Source organism: Lacinutrix sp. WUR7 (assembly GCF_016864015.1).
Taxonomy (GTDB): Bacteria; Bacteroidota; Bacteroidia; order Flavobacteriales; family Flavobacteriaceae; genus Oceanihabitans.
This window is the reverse complement of the sequence record NZ_CP045067.1, coordinates 462,716-487,738: the sequence shown is the minus strand read 5'-3', so window position 1 is coordinate 487,738 and position 25,023 is coordinate 462,716. Positions and strand designations below refer to the sequence as shown.

Sequence of the window (25,023 nt, the reverse complement as noted above, 5' to 3'; positions counted from 1 at the left end):
CTATTAAACATATAAAGAAGATATATGAGTTCCAATCATCGGCTATACATATCATCTTAGCGAATAAGATCTAAGAGCAATGTTAAATGATTTTTAATAGTGTTTTTGTTGCCTACCTTTGCAGCCCCTAAGAATTAATAGCATGTTTAAATTAACCTTATTCCCAATACTGCTTCTTGCTTTATTGTGCCCTATTTATATATTTTCGCAATCTGGCCCAGGTGGCGTTGGTAATACATCAACTAATGGCCTTTGGTTAAAAGTGGATGATTTAAAATTATTAGATGGAGAAGTCGTTTCTAATTGGCGAGATGCTTCTGGTAATAATAACGATGCAAATCAAACGATTACAGGTGAACAACCATCTTTTATTAGTAACTCTTCTTTAAATAATTACCCTAGTGTAGATTTTAATGGGGTTAGAGATTGGTTAAAAGTAGATGATGCCGATATTTTAGATGGGACTACTGCAATTACTTATTTTTCAGTTTTTAAGCCAAAAGGCCTTTATACCAGTAATAATGTACACGCGATATTAGGTAAAAGACTTACTTATTCTGTCAGTGCGAATTATGCGTATACCTTTTTTCTTTATAATAATAAACTTACAACCGATATTGTAAATTCAAATAATCGTTATACCAGTTCAGCATCTTTTTCTAATGATGAGAATTATATTTTGAGTTTTGATTTTGATGGAAGCAACCCCATTAATTCAAGAAGCTCTATGTCTCGTAATGGTAGCGTTCTATTAACAGCAAAAGAAAATAGTACGAGTATTATAAATTCAAATCAGCCTTTAACCATTGGAACGATGAATGTGGATTACAATCGTTATTCTAAAGGAGAAATGTCAGAGCTTATTCATTTTAATTATAAGTTGAATCAGGCAGAAACTATAATTGTAAATAATTATTTATCAGCAAAGTATAATATCGCTTTAACAGCTAATAATTTTTATACTAACGATAATATTGCTAATGGTGATTTTGATCATCATGTAGCAGGAATTGGGCAAGCTTCAGATGGGAGTAATCATTTAGATTCTCAAGGGTCAGGAATTGTTAGAATAAATGCACCTTCTGCTTTATCTAATGGAGATTATTTATTTTGGGGAGAAGACAAAAAGGATCCTTCCTATAATTTTGTTACAGAAACAGTACATTATAGAGAGCAACTAGATTCAAAATGGCGCGTTAGTAAAATTGGAAACCTGGGAACTGTAAATATGAGTTTTGATATTTCCGCTTTAGATTTAACAGCTAAACAAAGTTGCCAACCTTTGCAATTAATTGTAGATAGTAATAGTGCTTTTTCTACAGCAACTAGTTATGATTTAACCATTTCAGGGTCTACAGCAACTGTATCCGGAGTTTCTTTTTCTGATGGAGATTATTTTACATTAAGTTATTTAGACCAAATTGTTTGGGACGGAACTTCTTATTTTAACGGGTCTGGTATTGGTAGTGCACCAAATGCATCAGATTCCTGTTTAAAATTAACGGTGAAATCTGGAGCAATAGGCATTCTAAATGAAGCTGGATATGTTAGAGAAGTTCAAGTAGAATTAGGTGCAACATTACAGGTTAACGATGGTGTGCTATTAGAAGTTGAAAATGGGATATGGAATAATGGAACAATTACGTTTGTAGATGAAGCGCAACTAATTCAAAAGCATACAGGAACCTCTTTAAATTCGGGAAGTGGTGATTTAACCATTTCACAAGAAGGTTCTAATAATTTATATAATTATAATTATTGGAGTGCTCCGGTGCATAGAAATGGTAATTGGCAAGTAAATTATTTAGAAACGGAAACAGGACCTATTGGTTTTACATCTAGTAATGATGCTAATCCTTTGGCTAGCCCTATGGAATGGAGTAATCGTTGGTTGTATACTTTTAATGGCTTAGCTGATGCGTATGCAGATTGGCATGATATTTCTCCAACAACTCCAATTACACCAGGTCTTGGTTATACCATGAAAGGTTCTGGAAACCTATCTGTTTTAGAACAAAAATATACTTTTAAAGGTATAGCAAACGATGGCGATATATTTATAGATGTATTAGCGGGTGATGAGGTTTTAGTAGGTAATCCATTTCCTTCCGCATTAGATGCTGTTCAATTTATTAAAGATAACCTTTCTGTAATAGATGGTTCTCTTTATTTTTATGAGCAATTTGCTTCAAATGATACACATGTTTTAAATCAATATCAAGGAGGTTATGCAACCTATAATTTATTAGGGGCTGTTAGTGTTCCTATACCAGTAAATGGAGGAGTATCCTCAAAAGGAGGTCCTAAAGATTATATTCCTGTAGGACAGAGCTTTTTTGTAAAAGCGCATACAGATGGTACAATTGTCTTTAAAAATAGTCAAAGAGCATTTAAAAAAGAATCTTTGGGAGAAAGTGTTTTTTATAGAACATCAGAAGAAACAACAACAGATACTCGAATTAAATATTGGCTTGCGTTTAGAGATGCAGCTAGTAATGAGTCTACCATTGCTTTAGGATATGATACGAATGCGAATGCTGGTTTTAATCATGGTTACGATAGTAGAACCTTTAATGAGCTTTCCAATGAGATTTATTGGGCAATTACAGATGAAGAGTTATGTATTCAAGCGCTTAATAGTTTTGATGTATTAGATGAAATACCTTTAGGAATCCATATTACCGATTCTGGCGCTTATACTTTTGAGATTACAGAAACTCTAAATTTTCCGGAAAGTGAAACTATTTATTTGAAAGATAATCAGACAAATATGTTTTATGATATAATGGATAATGGCATAACTTTAAATTTAAATAGTAGTGTAGATGTATCTCGTTTTTCAATAGTTTATCAAGAAGGACAAGTTTTGTCTTCACAAGATTTGGATGCGAATCCAGTTTCCGTTTTTTATAATATAGAAAAAGAAACATTAGTGTTACATGGTATTGAAAATTTAAATGAGATTCAAAGCTTGAATATTTATAATCTGTTAGGACAAAATATACAATCTTTAAATAATGTGAATTCCGAAAATGTAGATCTTTCCTTTTTAAATTCAGGAATGTATATTGCAGAAATTACGGATAGATCCAATAAAAAGATAAAGCTTAAATTTGTAAAACGGTAATGGCTAATAAAAAAATATATTCTGTAATTGCTATCCTAATCCTTGTTGGAGTTTATGGATACGATGCTTATTTCGATAATGAAATTAAAGTTGGCATCATTGAACAAGGAGGTACAGTAAAAACAAATACCAACGAATATTTTTTGCCAACAAGTACCACAGGACAGATAGTGCATCATGAAGGGTATAGTTTAAGTTATAGTGAACCCCATGAACAAGCAGAATGGGTAGCTTATGAACTTAAGAAATCACATTTAAGTAGCGCTAATTTTAAACGTCCTTATTTTGAAGTGGATAATGCTGTGAAAACCGGAGCTGCACATTGGCGAAATTATAAGCAATCGGGTTATGATCGCGGACACCTTTGTCCTGCAGGAGATAGAAAATATAGTAAATCTGCGCATGACGAAACTTTTTTGACAAGTAATATTTCTCCGCAAAAACACGATTTTAATGCCGGTGTTTGGAATCGATTAGAACAGAAAACAAGATATTGGGCAAGTAAGTACAATGGCGTTTTTGTGGTGTCTGGCGGAATTTTAAAAGGAAATATGAAAACCATAGGTACCGAAAAAGTATCCGTGCCAAATCAGTTTTATAAGGTGTTGATAGATAACAATTCTGGTAAAACGAAAGTGATTGCGTTTTTAATGAAGCATAAGGAATCTAAAGAGCCGCTATATAAGTTTGTCGTTTCTGTAGATGAGGTAGAAGCATTAACAGGAATTGATTTCTTTTCCGAATTGGAGGATACTGTAGAAAATAAATTAGAAGCTTCCGCAAATTATAAAAATTGGAGTTTTTAGAAGGTTAGCCTGTCATGCTGAGCGCAGTCGAAGCATCTTTATTTCAATTTATCTAGCATTCCTTCCCAACGCAGTTTTCTAATAAAAACACCTTGATCTTTAGTAACTAAATATGCTGTTTTGTTGGTTTTCGCTTTAAAATAACCAGACATATAATCTTGAAATAGAGCAAATCTTCCTTTTTTATACGCCAATTTTAATGCAGAAATTAGTGTGATTATAAATCCGTAGCGCATTTTATACATCGCTTCTCCTTGCATGTGTTTAGATGCTTTGTTATAGCTTATTCCGGTAGGTTTTAAATGTTTTACGTGTAGTGTCTCATCGGTAAGTATTTCCCAATCGTAATATTTAGATAAAAGCTCATCCACAGTATCCCAACCCATAGAAGGTTTTAGTTTTCCTATTTGCTCAAAGCACTCTTTTCTATAGGCTTTTAAAGCACCACGAATATGATCTTTACGCGTTAGATTTTCTAAGATCCATTGCTTGTCTTTTTCAATATAGCAGAAACCAGCAGCCATTCCTAACTTTTTATTCGCATTAAAATGTGCTGCTAATTTTTCTAAATAATTATTCGGAAAGATTAAATCTGCATCAAATTTACAAATCACATCGTAGTTGGTGTCTAGAATTTCTAAGCCTTTGTAAAAAGCATTGATAATTTTAGTTCCTGGTAAATGTGCATCGGAAGAAGTAATGTTTACAAGAGAGATCCAACTGTACTTCGATAAATAATACGAAACTATCTTTTGGGTTTTATCGGTAGAATTATCATTTACAATCACAATTTGCTTTGGACGAAGCGTTTGATTTACCAAAGAAACGATAGTTTTTTCGATAAACTTTTCTTCGTTATGCGCAGGAATGATAATGGAAATGTTCATGAAAACAAATTACAATATTAAAATCTCAAATTCCAAAACCAACCGAGTAAGTTTTTGGGATTTGTTATTTCGTTTTTTGAAATCTTATACGCGTTCTGCGTAGATTATATAATACCTAGGAGTAAACCATCTTAGTATTGGTCTAATCCCAATTTTTTTGGTAGGATTAGTCCATTTTTGTCTATCTATTATTTTCCATCCCGTTTTTTCTAATAGCCAATCTAATTGCCAATCTTCAAACTCATGGTAATGTCTATCCCATGTATCTATTTTACTTCGGTAAGCAGTAGAAAACCATAATCGAAGCGGAACGCTTATTACTAGTTTATCTGCTTTTATATCTTGTAAAACAGTAAAAGGAGAGAGTAGGTGTTCAAAAATCTCAAAAGCCGTTACAACGGTTGCTTCCGAGTTTTTTATGGTTGTAGTATTCGTGTCCAAGTCTTCCCCTTTGGTGTTCTCCACAGAAAAACCATTATCCTTTAAGATTTTGGTAAACGGATTTTCTACTCCTAAATCTAAAATTGCTTCCGATTTAGAAATGTGTTTTTCTAAAAACTGATAGGTAAGTTTGTAGCGTTTATGCGGAAATGTTTGTTCGTACATATTTATTTTCCGCGAAAGCGAAAACCTTTTAAATTCAATGATTTAATAACTAGTGCTTATACACTATTGCGTTAATATTCATACCAGCTCCAACACTTGCAAACATGATGATATCTCCTTTATGGATTTCTTGATTTTCAAGTTTTCCTTTTAAAATCATATCATATAAAGTAGGAACCGTTGCTACGCTAGAATTACCAAGCATGTTAATAGACATAGGCATAATACCTTCTGGTGTTTCCATATTATAAAGCTTGTAAAAACGATTTATAATCGCTTCATCCATTTTTTCATTTGCTTGATGAATTAGTATTTTTTTGACATCATGTATACCATATCCACTTTTATCTAAGCATGATTTTAATGCTAATGGAACATTGGTTAAAGCAAATTCATAAATCTTTCTACCATACATTTTAATGTATTTACGTTGACTAGCAGATTCTTGTTTATTAGTTTTTCCAAAATAGATAAAATGCGCCTCGTCTAAAGCAAAAGTTGCAGTTTCATGGCTTATAATACCACCTTCTTCTTCGGTTTCTTCCACAATAACAGCTCCTGCACCATCACTATATATCATAGAATCTCGATCGTGTTTATCTACAACTCTAGATAAAGTTTCCGATCCGATAACCAAACAGCGTTTTGCTATTCCAGATTTAATAAATGCATTGGCTTGGATCACACCTTCAATCCAACCTGGACATCCAAAAAGTAAATCGTACCCAACACATTTTGGATTTTTAATTTGTAACAAGTGCTTTACGCGTGAGGCAATACTTGGTACCGTATCACTTTGCTCCGTATTATGTTTTATGTCACCGTAATTATGGGCGACAATAATATAATCTAAGGTTTCTTTATCAATTTTTGCGTCAGCAATAGCCTTTTCTGCTGCATAAAAAGCAATATCAGAATTTGATAATTCTGGTTTTGCATAGCGCCTTTCTTCAATTCCTGTTATCGCTTTAAATTTATGAACGATAACTTCATTTGGACTATTTATTTTAGAACCATCTGCATTTAAAAATTCATGATTATAAAAATCTTCATTTTTTTCTATTGTGCTTGGTATATAACTTCCTGTACCTGTAATTTTGATATTCATAAAAAAAGGAATGCCTTTAATTGTTTATTCGCTAATATAAGTCGTAAAAATTAAAGGCAATTTTTAATGATTAATTATTTACGATGTTCAACCGTTAGTTTGCGTCGATATATTCTTCAATAGGAGCACATGTACATATTAAATTACGGTCTCCATAAGCATCATCTACTCTTCTTACGCTTGGCCAAAATTTATTGTCATGTACATATTCTAAAGGATATGCAGCAGTATCTCTAGTGTAAGGGAAATCCCAATTATTAGCAGTTACCATTGCCAAGGTATGTGGAGCGTTTTTTAAAGGATTGTTGGTATCCTCTTTTGTTGCTAGGTTTATTTCTTTTCTAATAGAAATTAATGCATCACAAAAACGATCAATTTCTTGTTTACTTTCACTTTCTGTAGGCTCAATCATTAAGGTTCCTGCTACTGGAAAAGATACTGTTGGCGCATGAAAACCATAATCCATTAAACGTTTTGCAATATCTGTAACCTCAATACCATTTGCTTTAAAAGCACGACAGTCTACTATCATTTCATGAGCTGCACGACCACGTTCACCAGAGTATAAAGTCTCAAAATGCCCCTCTAATCTAGTTTTAATGTAGTTTGCATTTAAGATTGCAACTTTTGTAGAAGCTGTTAATCCTTTTGCTCCTAGCATTTTTATGTAACCATAAGAAATTAAACAAACTAAAGCAGAACCAAAAGGAGCAGAGGAGATGGCAGTTATAGCGTCTTTTCCTCCAGTTTTAATTATTGGATTTCCAGGTAAAAAAGGAGCCAATTGTTTTGCAACGCAAATTGGTCCAACTCCAGGGCCTCCACCTCCATGAGGAATAGCAAAGGTTTTATGTAAGTTTAAGTGACAAACATCTGCGCCAATATTTCCAGGATTGGTTAATCCTACTTGTGCATTCATGTTTGCTCCATCCATATAAACTTGTCCGCCATTATCATGAATAATTTTGGTAATTTCTTTTATAGAAGCTTCGTAAACCCCATGTGTAGAAGGATAAGTTACCATTAAACAAGATAAGTTATCTTTGTGTAAAATTGCTTTTTCACGTAAATCTTCCACATCGATGTTACCTTCGGCTGTAGATTTAGTAACTACTACCTTCATTCCTGCCATCACTGCACTAGCTGGATTTGTACCATGTGCAGAACTAGGAATTATACAAATGTTTCTATGATGATCATTACGAGACTCATGATATGCTTTAATAACCATTAGTCCTGCAAACTCTCCTTGTGCACCAGAATTTGGTTGTAAAGATGTTGCAGCAAAACCGGTAATCTCTGTTAGTTGGTCTTCTAATTCTTTTAAAACTTTAGTATAACCTCTGGCTTGTTTTAATGGCGCAAAAGGATGAATATTACCCCATTCTGATTGGCTTAAAGGTAGCATTTCTGCTGCTGCATTTAATTTCATAGTACAAGAACCAAGCGAAATCATAGAATGATTTAACGATAAATCTTTACGTTCTAGTCTTTTAATGTATCGCATTAATTCGGTTTCTGAATGGTACGAATTAAAAATATCTAGTGTTAAGAAATCGGTGGTTCTTTGAAGTTCTTTATCAATATTATTTACTTCTGAAAAAGAAGAAATAGTAAATGCTTTTTTACCTGCAACTTTAGCGAAAATAGAAATGATCTCATTTATATCTCTAACCGAAGTCGTTTCGTTTATAGAAATAGTAACTGTTTTCTTGTCAGGATAAAAGAAGTTTACTTTTTTGTCTTTGGCAATTTTCTTTACTTTTTTAGCTTTGGTTTTAATTTGAAGCGTATCGAAGTACGAAGTATTGGTTTGTTTAAAACCTAATTTCTCTAAGGCTTCTGCTAGCGATGAAGCTGCACTATGTACTTGGTTTGCTATAAATTGTAAACCTTTAGGTCCATGATAAACAGCATACATTCCAGCCATAACCGCTAATAATACTTGTGCTGTACAAATATTAGAGGTTGCTCTGTCTCTTTTTATATGTTGTTCTCTAGTCTGTAAAGCCATACGTAAAGCTCTATTACCGTTTACGTCTTTGGTAACACCAATGATACGTCCTGGAATATCGCGTTTGTACACTTCTTTAGTTGCAAAATATGCTGCATGTGGTCCGCCATAACCCATTGGAATTCCAAAACGTTGTGTGGTACCAACTACTACATCAGCTCCAAACTTACCAGGAGCTTCTAGTTTTACTAAGCTTAAAATATCTGCAGCAATAGCAACTTTAATTTGTGCTTCGTTAGCTTTAGCTATAAAAGATTTTATGTCCGTAACTTGTCCGTTTTTTCCTGGATATTGTAAGATTGCTCCAAAGAATCCTGAAGAAAAATCAAACGTGTTTTCATCTCCAACAACTAGTTCTACACCAATAGGGTTAGATCTAGTTTGTAAAAGAGAAAGTGTTTGTGGTAAAATGTTTTCAGAAACAAAAAACTTATTTATACCAGCTTTTTTTTGTGCACGATCTCTAACTGCAAATAATAGGCTCATGGCTTCAGCAGCAGCAGTACTTTCATCTAAAAGCGAAGCGTTTGCAAGTTCCATTCCTGTTAGGTCTGTAATCATCGTTTGGTAATTTAGAAGTGCTTCTAAACGACCTTGTGCAATTTCCGCTTGATACGGTGTGTACGCAGTATACCAACCCGGATTTTCTAAAATGTTACGTTGTATTACTGCTGGTAAAATAGTTGGGTGATACCCTAAACCAATATATGTTTTGTATACTTTATTCTTTTTAGCAACCTCATTTAGGTATACTAAATATTCTTGCTCACTCATGGCTTCTGCAAGATCCAGATCTTTTTTTAATCTAATATCATCCGGAATGGTTTCGTAGATAAGTTGGTCTAAACTATCTACACCAATGGTTTTTAGCATTTGTTTTTGGTCTTCTTCTCTAGGACCAATATGACGAAGTGCAAAGGTGTTTGTATTCATTCTTAAATAGTTGTGTTATATTCTCACTTTCGTGAGAATGAGATTTTATTAGGAGCTTTATTGAAATAATAAAGCGTGTTGTTTGCGAGCCCAAAAATACGGAAATAATAGAGTTTTTTAGTTTTGAAATATGAAAGTTTTTAACCAAATGAAATGGTTATTAACAGGTAGCATCTTTTATTAATTCTATAGAGGGATGTAAATAGTTGTTTTTTGTGTGTACATTAAAATAAAAAGCGTTCTTAACTACTGCTATACTTGAGTTTTAATTATCTCGAAAACAAAAAATAACACATTTCTTTTTAGCAAATTTAATTCCTAAAAGGTATTGCGTATTTTTGTTTAATGCGAATAGTAAAACACCTTTTCGATTTTTATATAAACGCGAGTATTCATGTGGCTTTAAGTGTATATGCTTTAACATGGGTTACCCTTATGGAGTTTGGTGTTTCTTATGATGAGAATGTTTTGTTTTTTAACTTTTTTGCAACTATTACAGGTTATAATTTTGTGAAATACTTTGGTTTAGCGAAATTTCATCATAGAAGTTTAGCAAGTAGGCTGAAGGTGATTCAAATATTTTCGCTTATTTGTTTTATCGCTTTATGCTATTTTGCCTTTCAGTTAGAAGTAAAAACCTGGTTGTGTATTTTACTGCTTGGTGCAATTACTTTTTTTTATGCGATTCCTTTTTTGCCAAGAAATATATTTGTGGATAGCAACCAAAACTTACGCCAAATTAGCGGATTGAAAATTTATGTAATTGCTTTGGTTTGGTGTGCAGTAACGGTATTGCTTCCCATTATAGATAATGATATTGCTATAACAACAGATGTTCTTATAACTACCTTGCAACGATTTGTTTTTGTGTTAGCCCTAATGATTCCTTTTGAAATAAGAGATTTACAATATGATAGTTTAATACTTTCTACCATCCCACAACGTATTGGAATACGTAAAACAAAGCGTATTGGTGTTTTTTTACTGGTGGTTTTTTTCTTTTTAGAATTTTTTAAAGATCAAACTAATAGTAGAAACATTCTCGTTTTAATGGTAGTTGCACTAATTACATTATTGTTTGTGTTGCTTTCTAAAAAACACCAAGGAAAGTATTATAGTTCCTTTTTTGTAGAAGGTTTGCCAATTATATGGCTAATTTTTATGCTCTTTTATGGCTTGTTTTAGGTTGTCTTTTAAAGCTTCTTTTTCATCTTTATGCATACAATCTACCTTTGCCTTTTCTAATGTAACGCTAAGCTTTTTATTGTTTTTAGAGTAATTTCTACAAGCCCTACAGAAAGCTAAATGTATAGTAAGTTTTATTTTCTCTAATATAGAAGCTTCTTTATATTGCGATTTATCACAAACATGATTTGCTTTTTCGCAAGCTTTACTTATGTTAATCTCTGTATTCATAATTTAAAACCAGTTTTTCTCCATGCAAGATGCCATTGTTGTTCTTGCTCTATGAATGATAACCCAAAGGTTAGACGCAGTAATGTTTAGTTCATTACAAATAGTTTCGGTATCTATTCCTTCAATGGTTTTCATTTTAAAAATAGTAGCTTGTTTTTCGGGAAGTTTATCTAAGCAACTATAGATGGCATCACCTAGTTCTTCATTCTCAATAACACTTTCTGCATTTTTATCAAAAGGATCTGCAACGCGTTCTTCTAGCCAATCGCCTTCGGTTTCTACATCACTGTTGTAGCTCATTCTAACTTCGGCTTTTCCTTTGTTAGAATTTATTTTTCTGTAATAATCAATTATTTTTCGCTTTAAAATAGAAATTAACCAAGTACGTTCACTGGCTTCTCCTTTAAAGTTTTTCATTGATTTTAAACCAGCAAAAAAGGTGTCTTGAACCAAATCTTTAGCCAAATCTCTATCGTTAACACGAGAAATGGTGTAGTTGAATAGATAATCTGAATATAAATCAATCCATTTGTTTGGATCTATTTGATGCTTTGGCATATTCTTTTTTTAGCTAAGTTTTAGCAAAAGTAAGCAAAAGGATTTATATCTATTCTATTAAATTTTTTACGGCGGAAACAATTGTTGGAAATTGAAACTTAAAACCAGCTTCTAATAGCTTTTTAGGGACTACATTTCTGCTGTTTAAAATGAGTTCTGGTTCTGTTTGCATAAATAAAGCACCGATATCTAGGATGAATTTCGGACTAGGAATACCAAAAGGAATACCTAATACTTTTCTAAAATCTTTCATCATCGTTGCATTGTCTGTTGGTTTTGGAACACAAAAATTATAAGCGCCTTTAGCATTTTCTTTTTGGATTAGAAAATCTACAGCTCGTGCAAAATCGGTTTCATGAATCCAGCTTACCTTTTGTTTTCCGTTACCTTGTTTACCACCTAAACCAAATTGTGTTAGTTTTTTTAATGGTACAAAAGCACCATCTGCATTACCTAAAACGATAGAAGTACGTAGTACTATTTTTCTGGTTTCTGGATTTTTGGTTTTATAAAAAGCCTTTTCCCAAACGGTGGCAACTTCCGCTTCAAAATCGTTACCATACGCTGTGCTATCTTCAGTCATTTCTTTTGTAAATGACGCTTTGTATATAGAAGTAGTGGAAGAGTTCATCCATACTTTTGGTGGATTACTACAGGTATCAATAGCTTTTCCTAAAAGTGCTGTGGAAACAATTCTAGATTCTTTTATTGCTTTTTTATTAGCGTCTGTAAATCTGCAATTAATTGTTTTTCCGGTAAGGTTAATAAGGACATCTAAATTTTCAAGATGGGTAACCCAAGAGCCTTCCATGGTTTTTGCATCCCAAAGGATTTCATTATCACGTTTAGGATTTCTGCTTAATATTTTCACGGAATAACCTTTACTGGTAAAATGCTTTTCTAATGTTTGTCCGATAAATCCTGTTCCTCCTGCAATTAGTATATTTTTCATGATTATTCTTTATTTTGATTTTCAACAATTGGTTTTAAATTTTGTCGAGATTTTCTTCTTCCTCTAAAAAACAGAAACAAGTTAAGAAATAACATAATACCTAAGTATATTGTAAATCCGCCAATTTTTTTACTTAATATTTCAATCAAAATTTGATAATCTATTCCTTGGCTCGAGTAGTAATATATTTTCATAATATATAAAGCAAAGCCAATGTTTATTAAATAAAAACCAATCTCAAATAATTTATTTGTAGCCAAAGCAATTTCTTCTTTTCCTTTAAATATGTCTATCATAAAAAGCTTTCCATTTTTAAATAACATTTTTGAAACATAAATAGTTAGAATGATAACTATTGGTAGATAGATAAAGTAGCCGATAATAATTTTTGAATTTTCCATAATTATTGTTTTATATAATTTGATTTAGTTAAGTACTTCAGCCAAAAAATATTATTATAATGAAGTAAGGCTAGAAGCATTATTATTTTTCCAAGAGTAGTTGTTAGAGAATTTATTAATTCGATTGTATTTTCAATAGATTGCCAATACGCAATTGTAATTATTGCATATCCAATATTGGTTAGATAATAACCTGTTAAAAGTAAATTATTGATGTTTTTAACTAATGGAAGGTTATTATTTAAAAGGTTTAATAAGAATAACTCACCATTTTTATAAAACAACCAACCTACTTTAATCATAATTAAACAAATGATTGGAAGATAGATGCAGTATGTTATTATATTATAATTCATTCTGATTATTTAAAACTTTCAGAAAATACTGAAAGTTTATTTTAAATTTTTTTATTTAATGAGTTTGATTAAAGATTTAGTAATCCAATTTTGATTTTTGTCAACTAGATTATTTATCATTAAATCAGCATTTTCAGTTAATTCTTTTAAAGCTTTGGTTTGTTTTATTAGTTCTTTAGTTTTTTGAGTTCCATCATCTTGTATAGATGAAACATCTTTTAAAACTTTAATTACTGGTCTTATTTCTCTTCTGCTTCTTTCTTTAGCAATAACTCTTGTTAGTTCTTGTACATCTTTTTCTGTGGTAAAAAACTCTTTACGTTCTCCAGCAACAAGTTCTTTTGTTACAATTCCCCAATCCATAAGCTGTCTTAAATTCATACTAGTATTACCTCTAGATATTTTAAGTTCTTCCATGATGTCTTCCATAGAAAGTGGGTTAGGAGTAATAAAAAGTAAGGCTTGAATTTGAGCCATAGCTTTATTAATTCCCCAAAGAGTACCTAGACTTCCCCAAGTATTAATAAATTTTATTTTTGCTTCTTCGTAATCCATACAGCAAATATACAATAATTTCTAAACTTTCAGTAATTATTGAAAGTTTCTTTAATTAAAAAAGCTGATTAATTAAAATCAGCTTTAAAATTTTATTTAATTAATCCTGCTCTTTTTAAAAGCGCTTCTGGTTTTGGTTCTTGACCTCTAAAACGTTTGTAAAGTGTCATTGGGTTTTCGGTTCCACCTTTGCTTAATACGTTTTCTTTAAACTTTGTGGCAACGGTTTTGTTAAAGATACCTTCTTCCTTAAAGTATTCAAATGCATCTGCATCTAAAACTTCAGCCCATTTGTAACTATAATACCCCGAAGAATATCCTCCTTGAAAAATATGAGAAAATGCAGTACTCATACAATTTTCTGCAACATCAGGGAATAATTGTGTGTCACCAAAAGCTTCTTTTTCATGTGCTTTTACATTGGTAATCGCTGAAGGATCTTGTGCATGCCAAGACATATCTAATAATCCAAAACTTATTTGACGCATGGTTTGCATACCTTCATGAAAAGTAGCAGATTCTTTTATTTTTGCTACCAATTCCATTGGAATCACTTCTCCAGTTTCATAATGTTTCGCAAAAAGTTCTAATGCTTCTTTTTCATAACACCAGTTTTCTAATACCTGACTTGGTAATTCTACAAAATCCCAATAAACACTGGTTCCAGATAGACTAGGATAAGTAGTGTTAGCTAGCATACCGTGTAATGCATGTCCGAATTCGTGAAATAAGGTAGTTACTTCGTTAAATGTTAAAAGGGAAGGTTTTGTTTTTGTAGGTTTTGTGAAATTACAAACTATAGAAACGTGCGGTCTATCATTTACGCCATTTTTTATGCTTTGTGGCTTGTAACTTGTCATCCAAGCACCATTTCGTTTTCCTTTTCTTGGGAAGAAATCAGAATAGAAAATAGAGACTAGTTCTCCGTTTTCATCGTTTACTTTATAAGTTAAAACATCTTCATGATATGTATCTATAGTGTGAATTTCTTCAAATTGTAAACCGAATAATTTATTAGCAATAGTAAAAGCACCTTCAATTACGTTTTCTAATTTAAAGTATGGTTTTAACTGTTCGTCGTCTAAGTTGAAAAGCTTTTGTTTTAGTTTTTCGGCATAATAACCAGAATCCCATTTTTGTAAGGTATCAATACCGTCCAATTCTTTTGCAAAGTTTTCAAGATTTGTAAACTCTTCTTGTGCAGCTGGTTTTGCTTTTTCTAATATTTCATTTAAAAAGCTTTTTACCTTTTCAGGAGTTTTCGCCATGCGTTCCTCTAAAACAAAATGTGCATGCGTTTTATAACCTAAAAGATTGGCTCTTTTAAAACGAAGTGTTGCAATTTGTAAAACGTTATCTTGATTGTCTAAAGCGTCGTTATGAAAAGCTTTGCTTCCAGAAGCTAAAGCTAATTCCTTACGTAATTCCCTATTGTCGGCATAGGTCATAAAAGGAATATAACTAGGATAGTCTAACGTGATAAGCCATCCTTCTTTCTCTTTCGATTCTGCTAATTGCTTAGCCGCTTCTTTAGCGCCTTCTGGTAATCCTGCTAAATCATCTTCATTGGTGATAAGCATTTCAAACTTATTGGTTTCTGCTAGAACATTTTCGCCAAATTTTAGTTTTAGTTTACTGAGCTCCTTATCTATTTCACGAAGTTCCTGTTTTTTGTTTTCTGGAAGGTTGGCTCCATTCCTAGAGAAACTTTTGTATTTTTTATCTAAAAGGGTTTCTTGTTCTGTAGTTAATTTTAAGTCTGCTTTATTATTATAAACGGTTTTTACACGTTTAAATAAATCTTGATTTAATGTAATGTCATTACCAAACTCTGAAAGTAACGGCGAAACTTCTTGTGCTATTTTTTGAATTTCTTCATTCGTTTCGGCAGAATTAAGATTGAAAAATATACTAGAGATTCGATCTAATTGTTCTCCAGAGAAATCTAAAGCTTCAATAGTGTTTTCAAAAGTTGGAGCTTCAGAATTATTAATAATAGCATCTATTTCTGCTTTGGCATTCTCTATTCCTAATTTAAAAGCAGGAAGAAAATCTGTAGTAGCTATTTTGGAAAAAGGAGCTGTTTGAAAGGCTGTCTCAAATTTCTCTGTAAGTATATTCTTAGTCATTTTTTAAAGTTATGTTAAAAGAAGAATTTATTATGCACGCATAATAAGTATTTTTTATCTTTGTTTAGAATTTTTCATAGAGTTGGTTACTCATTGACAAAATTATTGATTAATAGCTAAAAACCTTGATGCATGTCAAGGTTTTTTTAATTTGTAAAAACGACAAATCAACACTTAATCGGTTTTATTTGTTTTTAATCGAAAATAATAAATCCCTTCTTTCTTTTGTTAATAATAATGAGGAATAGTTAAATATTTGCATAAGTTTTTTCATGTGAGTTCAATCTCATGTTTAAGAAATTGATTAATAGCGTTATAACCTTGAGAGAAATCTTGAGGTTATTTGGTTATAGACCTTTTGCAGATTCTATAACTTTGGCCTTTAAACCTTCTTTATAAGCAATTACTTTATCTAAAACAGAAGCATTGGAAGTCGCAATAATTTGTGCAGCAAGTATTCCTGCATTTTTTGCTCCATTTAAAGCTACTGTTGCCACAGGAACTCCGCCAGGCATTTGTAAAATAGATAATACAGAATCCCAACCGTCAATAGAATTACTGCTTTTTACAGGAACACCAATTATAGGAAGTGGCGATAACGACGCTATCATTCCTGGTAAATGTGCAGCTCCTCCAGCTCCAGCAATAATAACTGCAATGCCATTTTTATGTGCGTTTTTACCATAATCGAACATTTTTTCTGGTGTTCTGTGTGCAGAAACAATATCTACTTCTACCACAATATCAAAGCTTTTTAAAATATCTATAGCTTCTTGCATTACTGGAAGATCACTTTTACTTCCCATGATTACTCCTACTTTCATAATAAATTTCAAATATTTAAATTTTGAATGATACTAGGTATCAATATTTCATTGTTGCGATTTACTCGCTTATCACTTTAATCGTATTCTTAACTGCTTCCGCAATTTTACGTGCTTCGTTTATATCTGGATGTACAATAGTGACATGTCCCATTTTACGAAAAGGACGTGTTTCTTTTTTACCATAAATATGCGGAGTAACTCCTTCCATATTCATAATGTCTTCTATGTTTTCATAAACAACACTTCCAGTATAACCTTCGGCGCCAACAAGATTTACCATGATTCCACCAGCTTTATTCGCAGTGCTTCCTAAAGGTAAATTTAAAATGGCTCTTATGTGTTGTTCAAACTGCGAAGTATAATTAGCCTCAATAGTTTGATGGCCAGAATTATGCGGTCTTGGCGCAACTTCGTTGATTAATATTTCATCATTTTGTGTTAAAAACATTTCCACAGCCAATAAACCAACATGTTTAAATGCTTCGGATGTTTTTAAAGCAACTGCTTCTGCTTTTTTAGCAATTTCAGGAGCTATTCTTGCAGGACAGATTACATATTCTACTTGGTTTGCTTCCGGATGAAATTCCATTTCTACCACAGGAAAAGTTTTTACTTCGCCTTTTGCATTTCTAGAAACAATAACAGCAAGTTCGTTTTTAAAAGGAATTAAATCTTCAGCAATACATTCGCCTTTTGGTAAATCTTTTAAATCTTCCAGACTTCTCACTACTTTTACACCATTACCATCATAGCCAAATTGTGCTGCTTTCCAAACAAATGGAAAATGTAAACCTCCATTTTCTATGGCGTCTTCGATTTCAGAAAGATAAGCGAAACGTGAAAAAGGCGCAGTAGGTAAATTTTTATCTATATAAAATAGTTTTTGTTTTGCTTTATTTTGAATAGTTCGAAGCGTTTTCGAAGCAGGATAAACCGTAACGCCTTCTTTTTCTAACTTTTCGAGCGCGTCTATATTTACGTTTTCAATCTCAATGGTTAACACATCTACCTTTTTTCCAAACTGGTACACGGTTTCAAAATCCATTAAGCTTCCTAAATGAAATTCATTACTTCCTATTTTGCAAGGTGCTTCCGTGCTTCCGTCTAAAACACAAGTGTAAATATCTAGTTTTCTGGTTTCGGTAAGTAGCATTTTACCAAGTTGTCCGCCACCAAGAATACCAAGTTTAAAATCTGAAGAAAAATAGTTCATATTTATTTTCCGTGAAAACGGAAATCTTTTTAATTAATAAGTCTTATTTTAATTGTAACAAAAATACAGTTTAATATGAAAATATAGCCAATAAAATCGCATCAAAATCGTAAATCATATTACAAATATGTATCTTTGCAAGGAATTAATAAAAAACAAGTTAGTCTTATATGATTAAGCTAGACGATTTATCTTTTAAACCATTTATTTCGGCAGAAAAAATTGATGCTGCTGTACAAAAAATGGCAGATGATATTGCTGCAGACTTAGGAGATGAAGTACCTGTGTTTATAGGTATTTTAAATGGCTCTTTTATGCTAGTAAGCGATTTTGTTAAAAAATACCCGAAACCTTGCGAAGTTACTTTTATAAAACTGGCTTCTTATGAAGGGATAAAATCTACAGACGACATACAAAGACTTATTGGTTTAACACAAGATTTAACAGGACGTACGGTTGTGATTCTAGAAGATATTATAGATTCTGGAAAAACGTTAGCAGAAGTACATCGCATTTTTAAAAATGAAAATGCTAAATCTTTACTAATAGCGACCTTGTTTTTTAAACCTGAAGCATATAAAAAAGACTACAAACTACATTATATAGGTATAGAAATTCCGGATAAATTTATAGTTGGTTATGGATTAGACTATAATGGTTTAGGAAGAGATTTACCAGAAGTATATCAATTAAAAACAACACAACACATGACAAATTTAGTGCTATTTGGACCTCCAGGAGCAGGAAAAGGAACACAAGCTAATTTTTTAAAAGAAAAACACAATTTAGTACATATATCTACAGGAGATGTTTTTCGTTATAATATAAAAAACAAAACCGCTTTAGGTATGTTGGCTAAATCTTTTATGGACAAAGGCGAATTGGTTCCAGATCAAGTAACTATTGATATGTTGGAAGCAGAAGTGGAGAAAAATGCGGATGCTAAAGGTTTTATTTTTGATGGTTTTCCTCGTACTCACGCACAAGCAGAAGCTTTAGAAGAGTTGATGATGCGTAAAGATTCACAGATTAATGCAATGGTCGCTTTGGAGGTAGATGATGAAGATTTAGTTTTACGTTTGTTAGAACGTGGTAAAACTAGTGGAAGAGCAGATGATGCAGACGAAAATATTATAAGAAATAGAATTAAAGAATATTACGATAAAACAGCTATTCTTAAAGATTTCTATACCGCTCAAGATAAATATTATGGTGTAGATGGAGTTGGTAATATTGAAGATATTACAGCACGATTAAATGACGTTATTGATACGCTTTAGTTTCTAATAACAAAGGATTTTGCTAATGTATTGTAAAGAATACAAGGAGTAAAAATCATATATTAATTAAAAAATATTTCCGCTTTTGCGGAAAGGAAACATGACTGAGGGAAATTTTGTAGACTATGTAAAAATGCACGTTTCTTCTGGAAAAGGAGGACAAGGATCGACGCATTTACACCGTGAAAAATATTTAGAAAAAGGTGGCCCAGATGGAGGAGATGGAGGTCGTGGTGGTCACGTAATTCTTAGAGGAAGCTCTAATCTTTGGACGCTTATACATCTTAAATTTAAGCGACACATAAGAGCAACACATGGTGGAAACGGAAGTAAAGGAAGAAGCTCTGGAGCAGATGGTGAAGATCAATACGTAGATGTGCCTTTAGGAACCGTAGTTAGAGATACAGAAACCAATGAAGTGCTTTTTGAAATTACCGAAGAAGGTGAAGAAAGAATTGTTGCAGAAGGTGGTAAAGGAGGTCGCGGTAACTGGCACTTTAAAAGTTCTACCAACCAAACCCCTCGTTATGCACAACCTGGAATTCCGTTAGAAGAAAGAGATATTACCTTAGAGTTAAAATTACTAGCCGATGTTGGTTTAGTAGGTTTCCCTAATGCAGGAAAGTCTACATTACTTTCTGTAATTACGTCTGCAAAACCAAAAATTGCAGATTACGAATTTACAACGCTAAAACCCAACTTAGGTATTGTAAAACATAGAGAGTTTCAATCTTTTGTAATGGCAGATATTCCTGGTATTATTGAAGGAGCAGCAGAAGGAAAAGGTCTTGGTTATTACTTTTTACGCCATATTGAGCGTAACTCTATTTTATTGTTTTTAATTCCTGCCGATGCAGAAGATATTAAAAAACAATACGATATTTTATTGGATGAGTTAAGACGTTACAATCCAGAAATGCTAGATAAAGATCGTATGATTGCGATCTCTAAATGTGATATGCTGGATGCAGAACTCCAAGCCGAATTAAAAGAAGAATTAGACAATACGTTACCAATAGATTATTTGTTTATCTCCTCTGTCGCACAACAAGGTTTAGCAGAACTTAATGATAAGCTCTGGAATATGTTAAATGAATAATTTTTGGGCGTTACACTACTACGCTTAGGCTACGCAGTGTCAGGCTTTTCGTTGTATCTTTTATTTTGAAATAAAATAAAAGGATGCCACTACAATCCTTAACGCGATATATCATAATTTATGATTACTTTAAAACTACCATATACATGGTAGTTTTTTATTGGAATAGTTTTTGATTATTTTTACAGAAACACAATTCCTATGAAAGCCATTAAAGTTTTACTATTTACATTCCTCATTACTTCTTGTGCGCCAATTTATCTGACTACAGATTTCGAAAAAGGCACCGATTTTTCTAAATACAAGACCTATAATTACTATTCAGATATAGAAACAGGATTAAGCGAATTGGATGCAAAACGCTTGTTTGATGTGTTAGATACCCAATTACAACTGCAAGGATTATCTATTTCCGAAACCCCAGATTTCTTTATTAATATTCAAAGTAAAGAATATCCAGCGGAACAAAATAGTACGGTTGGAATAGGTATTGGTGGAACAGGAAGAAATATTGGAGGAGGTGTTTCTATTGGTATTCCTATTGGAACAGCAAAAGTGACTAGAGAAATTATATTCGATTTTATAGACGAAAATGGCATCGGTCTTTTTTGGCAAGCAACTAGTGAAAGTACTTATCAGCCAAACGCAAGTCCGGAAAAACGCGAAGCAAGCCTACAAGCACTTGTCGAAAAAGTGTTTAATAAATATCCTCCGCAACAAAAATAATATTACTAGTTCTTAACTATTTTTTTACTAGCGATTAAAACATTGTTAGTGTAAAAGTTAGTGATGTATAATCCTTGACTTAAAGCACTAATATCTATTGCTGTGTTTTGGTTATTAGTAAGATTTATTGTTTTTACGAGCTTACCATCCATACTTACTATTTTTACAAGAACCGTATTGGCTAAGGTATTTTCTAATTTAAAATGAACCACATCATTTGAAGGATTTGGATACATGGTTAAACTAAAATTATTAGCAACAACATCCTGAATTCCTAAAGTATTATCAATAGTCCAGGTAACTGTAGCAACGTGTAATGATTCATGACTGTCTACATTTATTAAAGTAGTTGCATCATGTACCACTGCAGTTAAAGTGTTTGTTCCTGCACTTAAATCGCTTTCTTGTAGGTTTACTGAATTTACATTGGTAGCAAAACTATTTGTGTTAAGTGTCCATGTGTTTTCTAAGGTATTTGTAGGAAGTGTTTGTATGGTGTTTATTTGAAAAGCTAAAGGAAATGTAGGGTCACTTATTGTCGTTTCTGTTGGTAAATAAGAATCTAGAGGTGAAACTAGAAGGTGGATTTTTTCAATAATACCTTCCTTACAAACCGCACAAAAAGGATATCCTAAATAACGCATTTTACAACCTTGATGTGGTCTTTTCCAGGAAGGAGCCTCTGTTGTTCCAGTATGCGAATAAATACCAATGCCCTCTATGCCAATCCAATTTTTCCATTTCACTAAACTAGGATCTGTTTCTTGCGTCATGTTTATTGCCTCTGCAACTTGATTATCTCCAGGGTAATATTCGTCCTTTAAATCGGCAAAAGAATGTCCGATTTCATGAATAGCAATTTCGCCTCCATCTTGCCCTGTAGAAGCAATAGGATACGTTCCGCCACTTCCTCCATAGTGAGGAGAGTTTACTAAAATAAGCGCTTGGTCAAAGGTTTGAAAATTGTTCGCTAAAACCGTGCTAATAGTAGCTTGGCTTTCTGTATAAAGTAATCTATGAACATTATAATAATCATAGGTTGTATCAAAATAACTGTCAACTATTAATGTTGGTATATTATAACTTGATTCGTCTGCAGCAGTTCCTGGGTGCGTTGATCCACTCTCGTTAGATGGTACTTTTAATATATGTACATTAAAATAGTTTTCATAACTAGCAAAAGGTTCTTCAGCAAAAAAATCGTTCATGAAATTTGTAGCGTCTATTTCAAACTGTGGTAACTCACTAGTTTGATAACCTTCACTCAAAATAACTAAGTTAATTCGGTTGTTATCATCGCCTGAATTTTTAATAGTAACTTTATCAAAAATTTGTCCTACAACCAAGGATACATTAAATATAAGAAGTAAGAAAAGTAATGGTTTTTTCATATTTAATCTATTTTGGTGATGATGTGTTCTTTAGAACTTGCGTTTGTTAATTCAGTAATTTTCATGTGTTTAGCTTCCGGTGGCAATTGTATTCTTATGGTGAATTCCACGCGGTCTAAATCTAATGTTCTTTTTTCAAAATTACCAAAATCGTTGACAAACTCCACTGTTTTTTTTAACGGATTTTTTAGAGCATGTTTTTCAATGCTATTATAGTCTTTATCTAAAAGAATATATTCTAAATCGCCAGAGCTGGTATTTGCTATGTTTTTAGGTTTCCCTTTTAGTTTTCCTTCCGTTTTAATTTGATTTATTAGCGTAATGCTTTTTTCGCCTTGGGCATTTTTAACCAATAAATAATTCAGAAAAATAATTTTTGATTTTGGAATCGATTTCGTTTCTTCTTTTACTAGAATATCTTCCGCTGTAACTTGCTTTTTTGAAGCGCAAGATATTATGAATAATACAAATATTAAATAGGGAATTTGTTTTATGATTTTTGAAATTTTCATTTATAAAAAAGCAGTTTTTTTAGCATTGTAAAGTTACGTAATAATGACTTGTTTATTCCTTTTGTTCTATTTTCGATAATAATAAAATACGGCTATTTTTTAATGATTTTTTTACTCGAAATTAGAACATTATTGGAGTAAAAGTTAATTATATATAAACCGGTACTAAAAGCACTAATGTCTATTTGATAATTATCCTTATTTGTAAAGTTAAGGGTCTTTATTCTTTTTCCGGTAATACTAACTATTTCTATACGCGTATCTTTTTCTAAAGTACTCTCCATAGCTATATTTACGATGTCGCTAGATGGATTTGGTGATACTGTAATACTATAATTATTAGCTTCAATATTTTCAATTCCTAAAGAGTTATCAATAATCCAGCTAACAGTGTATACATGCGTTGTATTATGATTATCAATATTTATTAAAGAAGTGGCATCCTGCACAACTACAGTTAGATTATTGGTGCCTGAAACTAAATCGTTTACCTCTAACGAAACTACATCTACATTCGTTTCAATAATAGTATTGTTAAGTGTCCAAGTACTTTCTATAGTGTTGGATGTTGTTTGAATAAGATATAATTGAAATTCTAAAGGAAAGGTTTCATTACTAATAGATGTTTCTGTTGGTAAATAAGAATCAATAGGAGATACTAAACTATGAAATTTTTCAATGGTACCTTCTTTACAAACCGAACAAAAATCGGCATACAAATAACCCATTTTACAATAGGTGCTAGGCTTGTACCAAGTAGCAGCACTTCCAGAACTTCCATAAGGATAAATCCCAATACCGTTAATTCCTAACCAGTTTTTCCATCGCACTAAAGCAGGATCTGTTTCCTGTGTCATATTAATATTTTCGTTTGCCCAAGCATCCCCTGGGTAATACTCATCTTCTAAGTCAACCAGAACATGCCCAACTTCATGGACAGCTATTTCTGCAGCGTTTGGATCTGTAGAAGAAATAGAGAATTCAAATCCAGTTCCTCCATAATGATCTGTGTTTACAATAATTAATGCTAAATCATACTCCGGGAAATTATTTGCTAATACGTTATAAATTAAAGATGAATTTGGCGTGTAAAGCGCTCTATGAATATTATAATTGTCAAAAGAACTTCCAAAGTAATTGTCTACAACACTTACTGGTAAATCATAATTAGCTTCATCTGAAGCATTGCCAGGATGACTTGCTCCACTTTCGTTAGAAGGCACTTTTATAATATATACATTAAAGTAGTCTGCATATTCACTGTAAGGAGATTGATTAAAAAAATAATTAGTGATTTGCATCGCGTCTGCTTCAAATGCAGCAAATTCACTTTCTTGATAACCATCGCCTAAAATCACGATGTTAATGCGCTTATCTATATCTCCAGCTAACTTTATGTTTTCTACCTCAAAAACTTGAGCATATGTAATACTAAAAGGAGAAAACAAGAAAGCTATAATTAAAAGGTTACGCATCGTTAATTGTTTTTTGGCTGTATTATTCTTTATGATCGTTTTAATTCAAATGTAAAGTTACTCATTAAAGGCATAAAAAAAGAGGCTATAACAGCCTCTTTTTTGTTTGATATATTGTTTGTTATGCTAACAAATCTTTGTATTTGTTTTTATAACCATAAAGTACCGCAATGTTTAATATTAATAAAACTGCTGCTCCAGCAATTCCTGCAGGATCTAAAACGGCATGAAATAAAACGGCGTTTACAGAAACGCTCATTAAAATTAGTGCTAGTAAAGCGCCGTACTTATTAAAGATTAAAGCTAAACCTGCAACGATTTCTACAACACCTACAAGTGTCATTGTTTTAGCGGAAGTTAATGCGCCAAAATAGGCGGCTGCTTCTGCAGATAACTCTGGCATTGGCATGAAATTTAAAAACTTGTTTAGTCCGAAAACCAATACGAAGATTCCAAGTACAATTCTTAAAATTATAAATACTTTTGCGTTCATAATTAATTATTTGTTAGTTAGTATTGTAAGATACAAAATAGAATGTTTCCTATTTCTAACATTAGGTCGTGTTATTAAATGGTTACTAACAAATAATAGTTTCTATTGAAAAACCCTTCCGTACTTCGTGCACTTTCCCTTGCGAAAAGAGAAGGGATC

General features: G+C 32.3%; 23 protein-coding genes. 6 read left to right on the top strand and 17 right to left on the bottom strand.

Features of this window, described 5'->3' with window-relative positions; translation table 11 throughout:
• The first annotated feature begins 142 nt into the window (after positions 1–142).
• Both FG167_RS02160 and FG167_RS02155 read left to right on the top strand, forming a co-directional pair.
• Positions 143–3,127, top strand: coding sequence for a T9SS type A sorting domain-containing protein (locus FG167_RS02160; RefSeq protein ID WP_203459830.1), 2,985 nt, complete (start codon positions 143–145; stop codon positions 3,125–3,127).
• Positions 3,127–3,933, top strand: a complete 807-nt coding sequence (locus FG167_RS02155; RefSeq protein ID WP_203459829.1) for a DNA/RNA non-specific endonuclease — start codon at positions 3,127–3,129, stop codon at positions 3,931–3,933. Before FG167_RS02160 ends, FG167_RS02155 begins: the two co-directional genes overlap by 1 nt.
• A gap of 38 nt (positions 3,934–3,971) precedes the next feature.
• Here FG167_RS02155 and FG167_RS02150 read toward each other — a convergent pair whose 3' ends face one another.
• From FG167_RS02150 to gcvP, 4 genes are all read right to left on the bottom strand, one after another.
• Positions 3,972–4,820 carry a glycosyltransferase family 2 protein gene (locus FG167_RS02150; RefSeq protein WP_203459828.1) on the bottom strand — a complete coding sequence of 283 codons (849 nt, stop codon included), beginning with the start codon at positions 4,818–4,820 and terminating at the stop codon, positions 3,972–3,974.
• A gap of 84 nt (positions 4,821–4,904) precedes the next feature.
• Positions 4,905–5,426, bottom strand: a complete 522-nt coding sequence (locus FG167_RS02145; protein WP_203459827.1) for a methyltransferase — start codon at positions 5,424–5,426, stop codon at positions 4,905–4,907.
• Positions 5,427–5,475: 49 nt separating this feature from the next.
• A complete protein-coding gene (locus FG167_RS02140) occupies positions 5,476–6,534 on the bottom strand; it encodes a 3-oxoacyl-ACP synthase III family protein (protein WP_203459826.1) in 1,059 nt (352 codons plus the stop codon).
• A 94-nt stretch (positions 6,535–6,628) separates the two neighbouring features.
• Positions 6,629–9,481 carry an aminomethyl-transferring glycine dehydrogenase gene (gene gcvP, locus FG167_RS02135; protein WP_203459825.1) on the bottom strand — a complete coding sequence of 951 codons (2,853 nt, stop codon included), beginning with the start codon at positions 9,479–9,481 and terminating at the stop codon, positions 6,629–6,631.
• A gap of 345 nt (positions 9,482–9,826) precedes the next feature.
• Here gcvP and FG167_RS02130 point away from each other — a divergent pair, with 345 nt between their 5' ends.
• Positions 9,827–10,666 (top strand): hypothetical protein, encoded by an 840-nt coding sequence (locus tag FG167_RS02130; protein ID WP_203459824.1) that lies wholly within the window; start codon positions 9,827–9,829, stop codon positions 10,664–10,666.
• On the opposite strand, the gene FG167_RS02125 is transcribed toward FG167_RS02130, so the two are convergent.
• The 9 genes from FG167_RS02125 to FG167_RS02085 all read right to left on the bottom strand — a co-directional run bounded on the left by FG167_RS02125 (position 10,634) and on the right by FG167_RS02085 (position 17,888).
• On the bottom strand, positions 10,634–10,897 hold the full coding sequence (locus FG167_RS02125) for a hypothetical protein (RefSeq protein WP_203459823.1): 264 nt from the start codon (positions 10,895–10,897) through the stop codon (positions 10,634–10,636). The two genes, FG167_RS02130 and FG167_RS02125, sit on opposite strands and share 33 nt — an antisense overlap.
• A gap of 3 nt (positions 10,898–10,900) precedes the next feature.
• Positions 10,901–11,455: a sigma-70 family RNA polymerase sigma factor gene (locus FG167_RS02120; protein WP_203459822.1), complete on the bottom strand. Its 555-nt coding sequence runs from the start codon at positions 11,453–11,455 to the stop codon at positions 10,901–10,903.
• Positions 11,456–11,504: 49 nt separating this feature from the next.
• Positions 11,505–12,407, bottom strand: coding sequence for a TIGR01777 family oxidoreductase (locus FG167_RS02115; protein ID WP_203459821.1), 903 nt, complete (start codon positions 12,405–12,407; stop codon positions 11,505–11,507).
• A 2-nt stretch (positions 12,408–12,409) separates the two neighbouring features.
• Positions 12,410–12,808, bottom strand: coding sequence for a hypothetical protein (locus FG167_RS02110; protein ID WP_203459820.1), 399 nt, complete (start codon positions 12,806–12,808; stop codon positions 12,410–12,412).
• Positions 12,809–12,810: 2 nt separating this feature from the next.
• The gene (locus FG167_RS02105) at positions 12,811–13,110 is read right to left on the bottom strand and encodes a hypothetical protein (protein WP_203459819.1); all 300 of its coding nucleotides are present in this window, start codon (positions 13,108–13,110) and stop codon (positions 12,811–12,813) included.
• Positions 13,111–13,215: 105 nt separating this feature from the next.
• Positions 13,216–13,719: a GbsR/MarR family transcriptional regulator gene (locus FG167_RS02100; protein ID WP_203459818.1), complete on the bottom strand. Its 504-nt coding sequence runs from the start codon at positions 13,717–13,719 to the stop codon at positions 13,216–13,218.
• Positions 13,720–13,811: 92 nt separating this feature from the next.
• Positions 13,812–15,848 carry a M3 family metallopeptidase gene (locus FG167_RS02095; protein WP_203459817.1) on the bottom strand — a complete coding sequence of 679 codons (2,037 nt, stop codon included), beginning with the start codon at positions 15,846–15,848 and terminating at the stop codon, positions 13,812–13,814.
• Positions 15,849–16,195: 347 nt separating this feature from the next.
• Entirely contained in the window at positions 16,196–16,675 is a 480-nt protein-coding gene (gene purE / locus FG167_RS02090) for a 5-(carboxyamino)imidazole ribonucleotide mutase (RefSeq protein WP_203461029.1), read from the bottom strand.
• A 58-nt stretch (positions 16,676–16,733) separates the two neighbouring features.
• On the bottom strand, positions 16,734–17,888 hold the full coding sequence (locus FG167_RS02085; protein WP_203459816.1) for a 5-(carboxyamino)imidazole ribonucleotide synthase: 1,155 nt from the start codon (positions 17,886–17,888) through the stop codon (positions 16,734–16,736).
• A gap of 170 nt (positions 17,889–18,058) precedes the next feature.
• Between FG167_RS02085 and FG167_RS02080 the strand changes: the two genes are divergently transcribed.
• The 3 genes from FG167_RS02080 (at position 18,059) to FG167_RS02070 (ending at position 20,993) form a co-directional block, all read left to right on the top strand.
• Complete coding sequence (locus tag FG167_RS02080) at positions 18,059–19,168, top strand: adenylate kinase (protein WP_203459815.1); 1,110 nt, start codon at positions 18,059–18,061, stop codon at positions 19,166–19,168.
• Between the two features lie 100 nt (positions 19,169–19,268).
• Positions 19,269–20,267 (top strand): GTPase ObgE, encoded by a 999-nt coding sequence (gene obgE, locus FG167_RS02075; RefSeq protein ID WP_203459814.1) that lies wholly within the window; start codon positions 19,269–19,271, stop codon positions 20,265–20,267.
• Positions 20,268–20,468: 201 nt separating this feature from the next.
• The gene (locus FG167_RS02070; protein WP_203459813.1) at positions 20,469–20,993 is read left to right on the top strand and encodes a DUF4136 domain-containing protein; all 525 of its coding nucleotides are present in this window, start codon (positions 20,469–20,471) and stop codon (positions 20,991–20,993) included.
• 5 nt (positions 20,994–20,998) lie between these two features.
• On the opposite strand, the gene FG167_RS02065 is transcribed toward FG167_RS02070, so the two are convergent.
• The 4 genes from FG167_RS02065 to FG167_RS02050 form a co-directional block, all read right to left on the bottom strand.
• Positions 20,999–22,384, bottom strand: a complete 1,386-nt coding sequence (locus FG167_RS02065; protein WP_203459812.1) for a M64 family metallopeptidase — start codon at positions 22,382–22,384, stop codon at positions 20,999–21,001.
• A gap of 2 nt (positions 22,385–22,386) precedes the next feature.
• Entirely contained in the window at positions 22,387–22,896 is a 510-nt protein-coding gene (locus FG167_RS02060; RefSeq protein ID WP_203459811.1) for a hypothetical protein, read from the bottom strand.
• Between the two features lie 92 nt (positions 22,897–22,988).
• Positions 22,989–24,371 (bottom strand): M64 family metallopeptidase, encoded by a 1,383-nt coding sequence (locus tag FG167_RS02055; protein ID WP_203459810.1) that lies wholly within the window; start codon positions 24,369–24,371, stop codon positions 22,989–22,991.
• A 121-nt stretch (positions 24,372–24,492) separates the two neighbouring features.
• Positions 24,493–24,864: a DoxX family membrane protein gene (locus tag FG167_RS02050; protein WP_203459809.1), complete on the bottom strand. Its 372-nt coding sequence runs from the start codon at positions 24,862–24,864 to the stop codon at positions 24,493–24,495.
• Positions 24,865–25,023 lie beyond the last annotated feature (159 nt).

Bases quoted from the DNA above. Each gene is read 5' to 3' on its own strand.
- FG167_RS02160 (WP_203459830.1), top strand. From the start codon at position 143: ATGTTTAAATTAACCTTATTCCCAATACTGCTTCTTGCTTTATTGTGC.
- FG167_RS02155 (WP_203459829.1), top strand. From the start codon at position 3,127: ATGGCTAATAAAAAAATATATTCTGTAATTGCTATCCTAATCCTTGTT.
- FG167_RS02150 (WP_203459828.1), bottom strand. From the start codon at position 4,820: ATGAACATTTCCATTATCATTCCTGCGCATAACGAAGAAAAGTTTATC.
- FG167_RS02145 (WP_203459827.1), bottom strand. From the start codon at position 5,426: ATGTACGAACAAACATTTCCGCATAAACGCTACAAACTTACCTATCAG.
- FG167_RS02140 (WP_203459826.1), bottom strand. From the start codon at position 6,534: ATGAATATCAAAATTACAGGTACAGGAAGTTATATACCAAGCACAATA.
- gcvP (WP_203459825.1), bottom strand. From the start codon at position 9,481: ATGAATACAAACACCTTTGCACTTCGTCATATTGGTCCTAGAGAAGAA.
- FG167_RS02130 (WP_203459824.1), top strand. From the start codon at position 9,827: ATGCGAATAGTAAAACACCTTTTCGATTTTTATATAAACGCGAGTATT.
- FG167_RS02125 (WP_203459823.1), bottom strand. From the start codon at position 10,897: ATGAATACAGAGATTAACATAAGTAAAGCTTGCGAAAAAGCAAATCAT.
- FG167_RS02120 (WP_203459822.1), bottom strand. From the start codon at position 11,455: ATGCCAAAGCATCAAATAGATCCAAACAAATGGATTGATTTATATTCA.
- FG167_RS02115 (WP_203459821.1), bottom strand. From the start codon at position 12,407: ATGAAAAATATACTAATTGCAGGAGGAACAGGATTTATCGGACAAACA.
- FG167_RS02110 (WP_203459820.1), bottom strand. From the start codon at position 12,808: ATGGAAAATTCAAAAATTATTATCGGCTACTTTATCTATCTACCAATA.
- FG167_RS02105 (WP_203459819.1), bottom strand. From the start codon at position 13,110: ATGATTAAAGTAGGTTGGTTGTTTTATAAAAATGGTGAGTTATTCTTA.
- FG167_RS02100 (WP_203459818.1), bottom strand. From the start codon at position 13,719: ATGGATTACGAAGAAGCAAAAATAAAATTTATTAATACTTGGGGAAGT.
- FG167_RS02095 (WP_203459817.1), bottom strand. From the start codon at position 15,848: ATGACTAAGAATATACTTACAGAGAAATTTGAGACAGCCTTTCAAACA.
- FG167_RS02085 (WP_203459816.1), bottom strand. From the start codon at position 17,888: ATGAACTATTTTTCTTCAGATTTTAAACTTGGTATTCTTGGTGGCGGA.
- FG167_RS02080 (WP_203459815.1), top strand. From the start codon at position 18,059: ATGATTAAGCTAGACGATTTATCTTTTAAACCATTTATTTCGGCAGAA.
- obgE (WP_203459814.1), top strand. From the start codon at position 19,269: ATGACTGAGGGAAATTTTGTAGACTATGTAAAAATGCACGTTTCTTCT.
- FG167_RS02070 (WP_203459813.1), top strand. From the start codon at position 20,469: ATGAAAGCCATTAAAGTTTTACTATTTACATTCCTCATTACTTCTTGT.
- FG167_RS02065 (WP_203459812.1), bottom strand. From the start codon at position 22,384: ATGAAAAAACCATTACTTTTCTTACTTCTTATATTTAATGTATCCTTG.
- FG167_RS02060 (WP_203459811.1), bottom strand. From the start codon at position 22,896: ATGAAAATTTCAAAAATCATAAAACAAATTCCCTATTTAATATTTGTA.
- FG167_RS02055 (WP_203459810.1), bottom strand. From the start codon at position 24,371: ATGCGTAACCTTTTAATTATAGCTTTCTTGTTTTCTCCTTTTAGTATT.
- FG167_RS02050 (WP_203459809.1), bottom strand. From the start codon at position 24,864: ATGAACGCAAAAGTATTTATAATTTTAAGAATTGTACTTGGAATCTTC.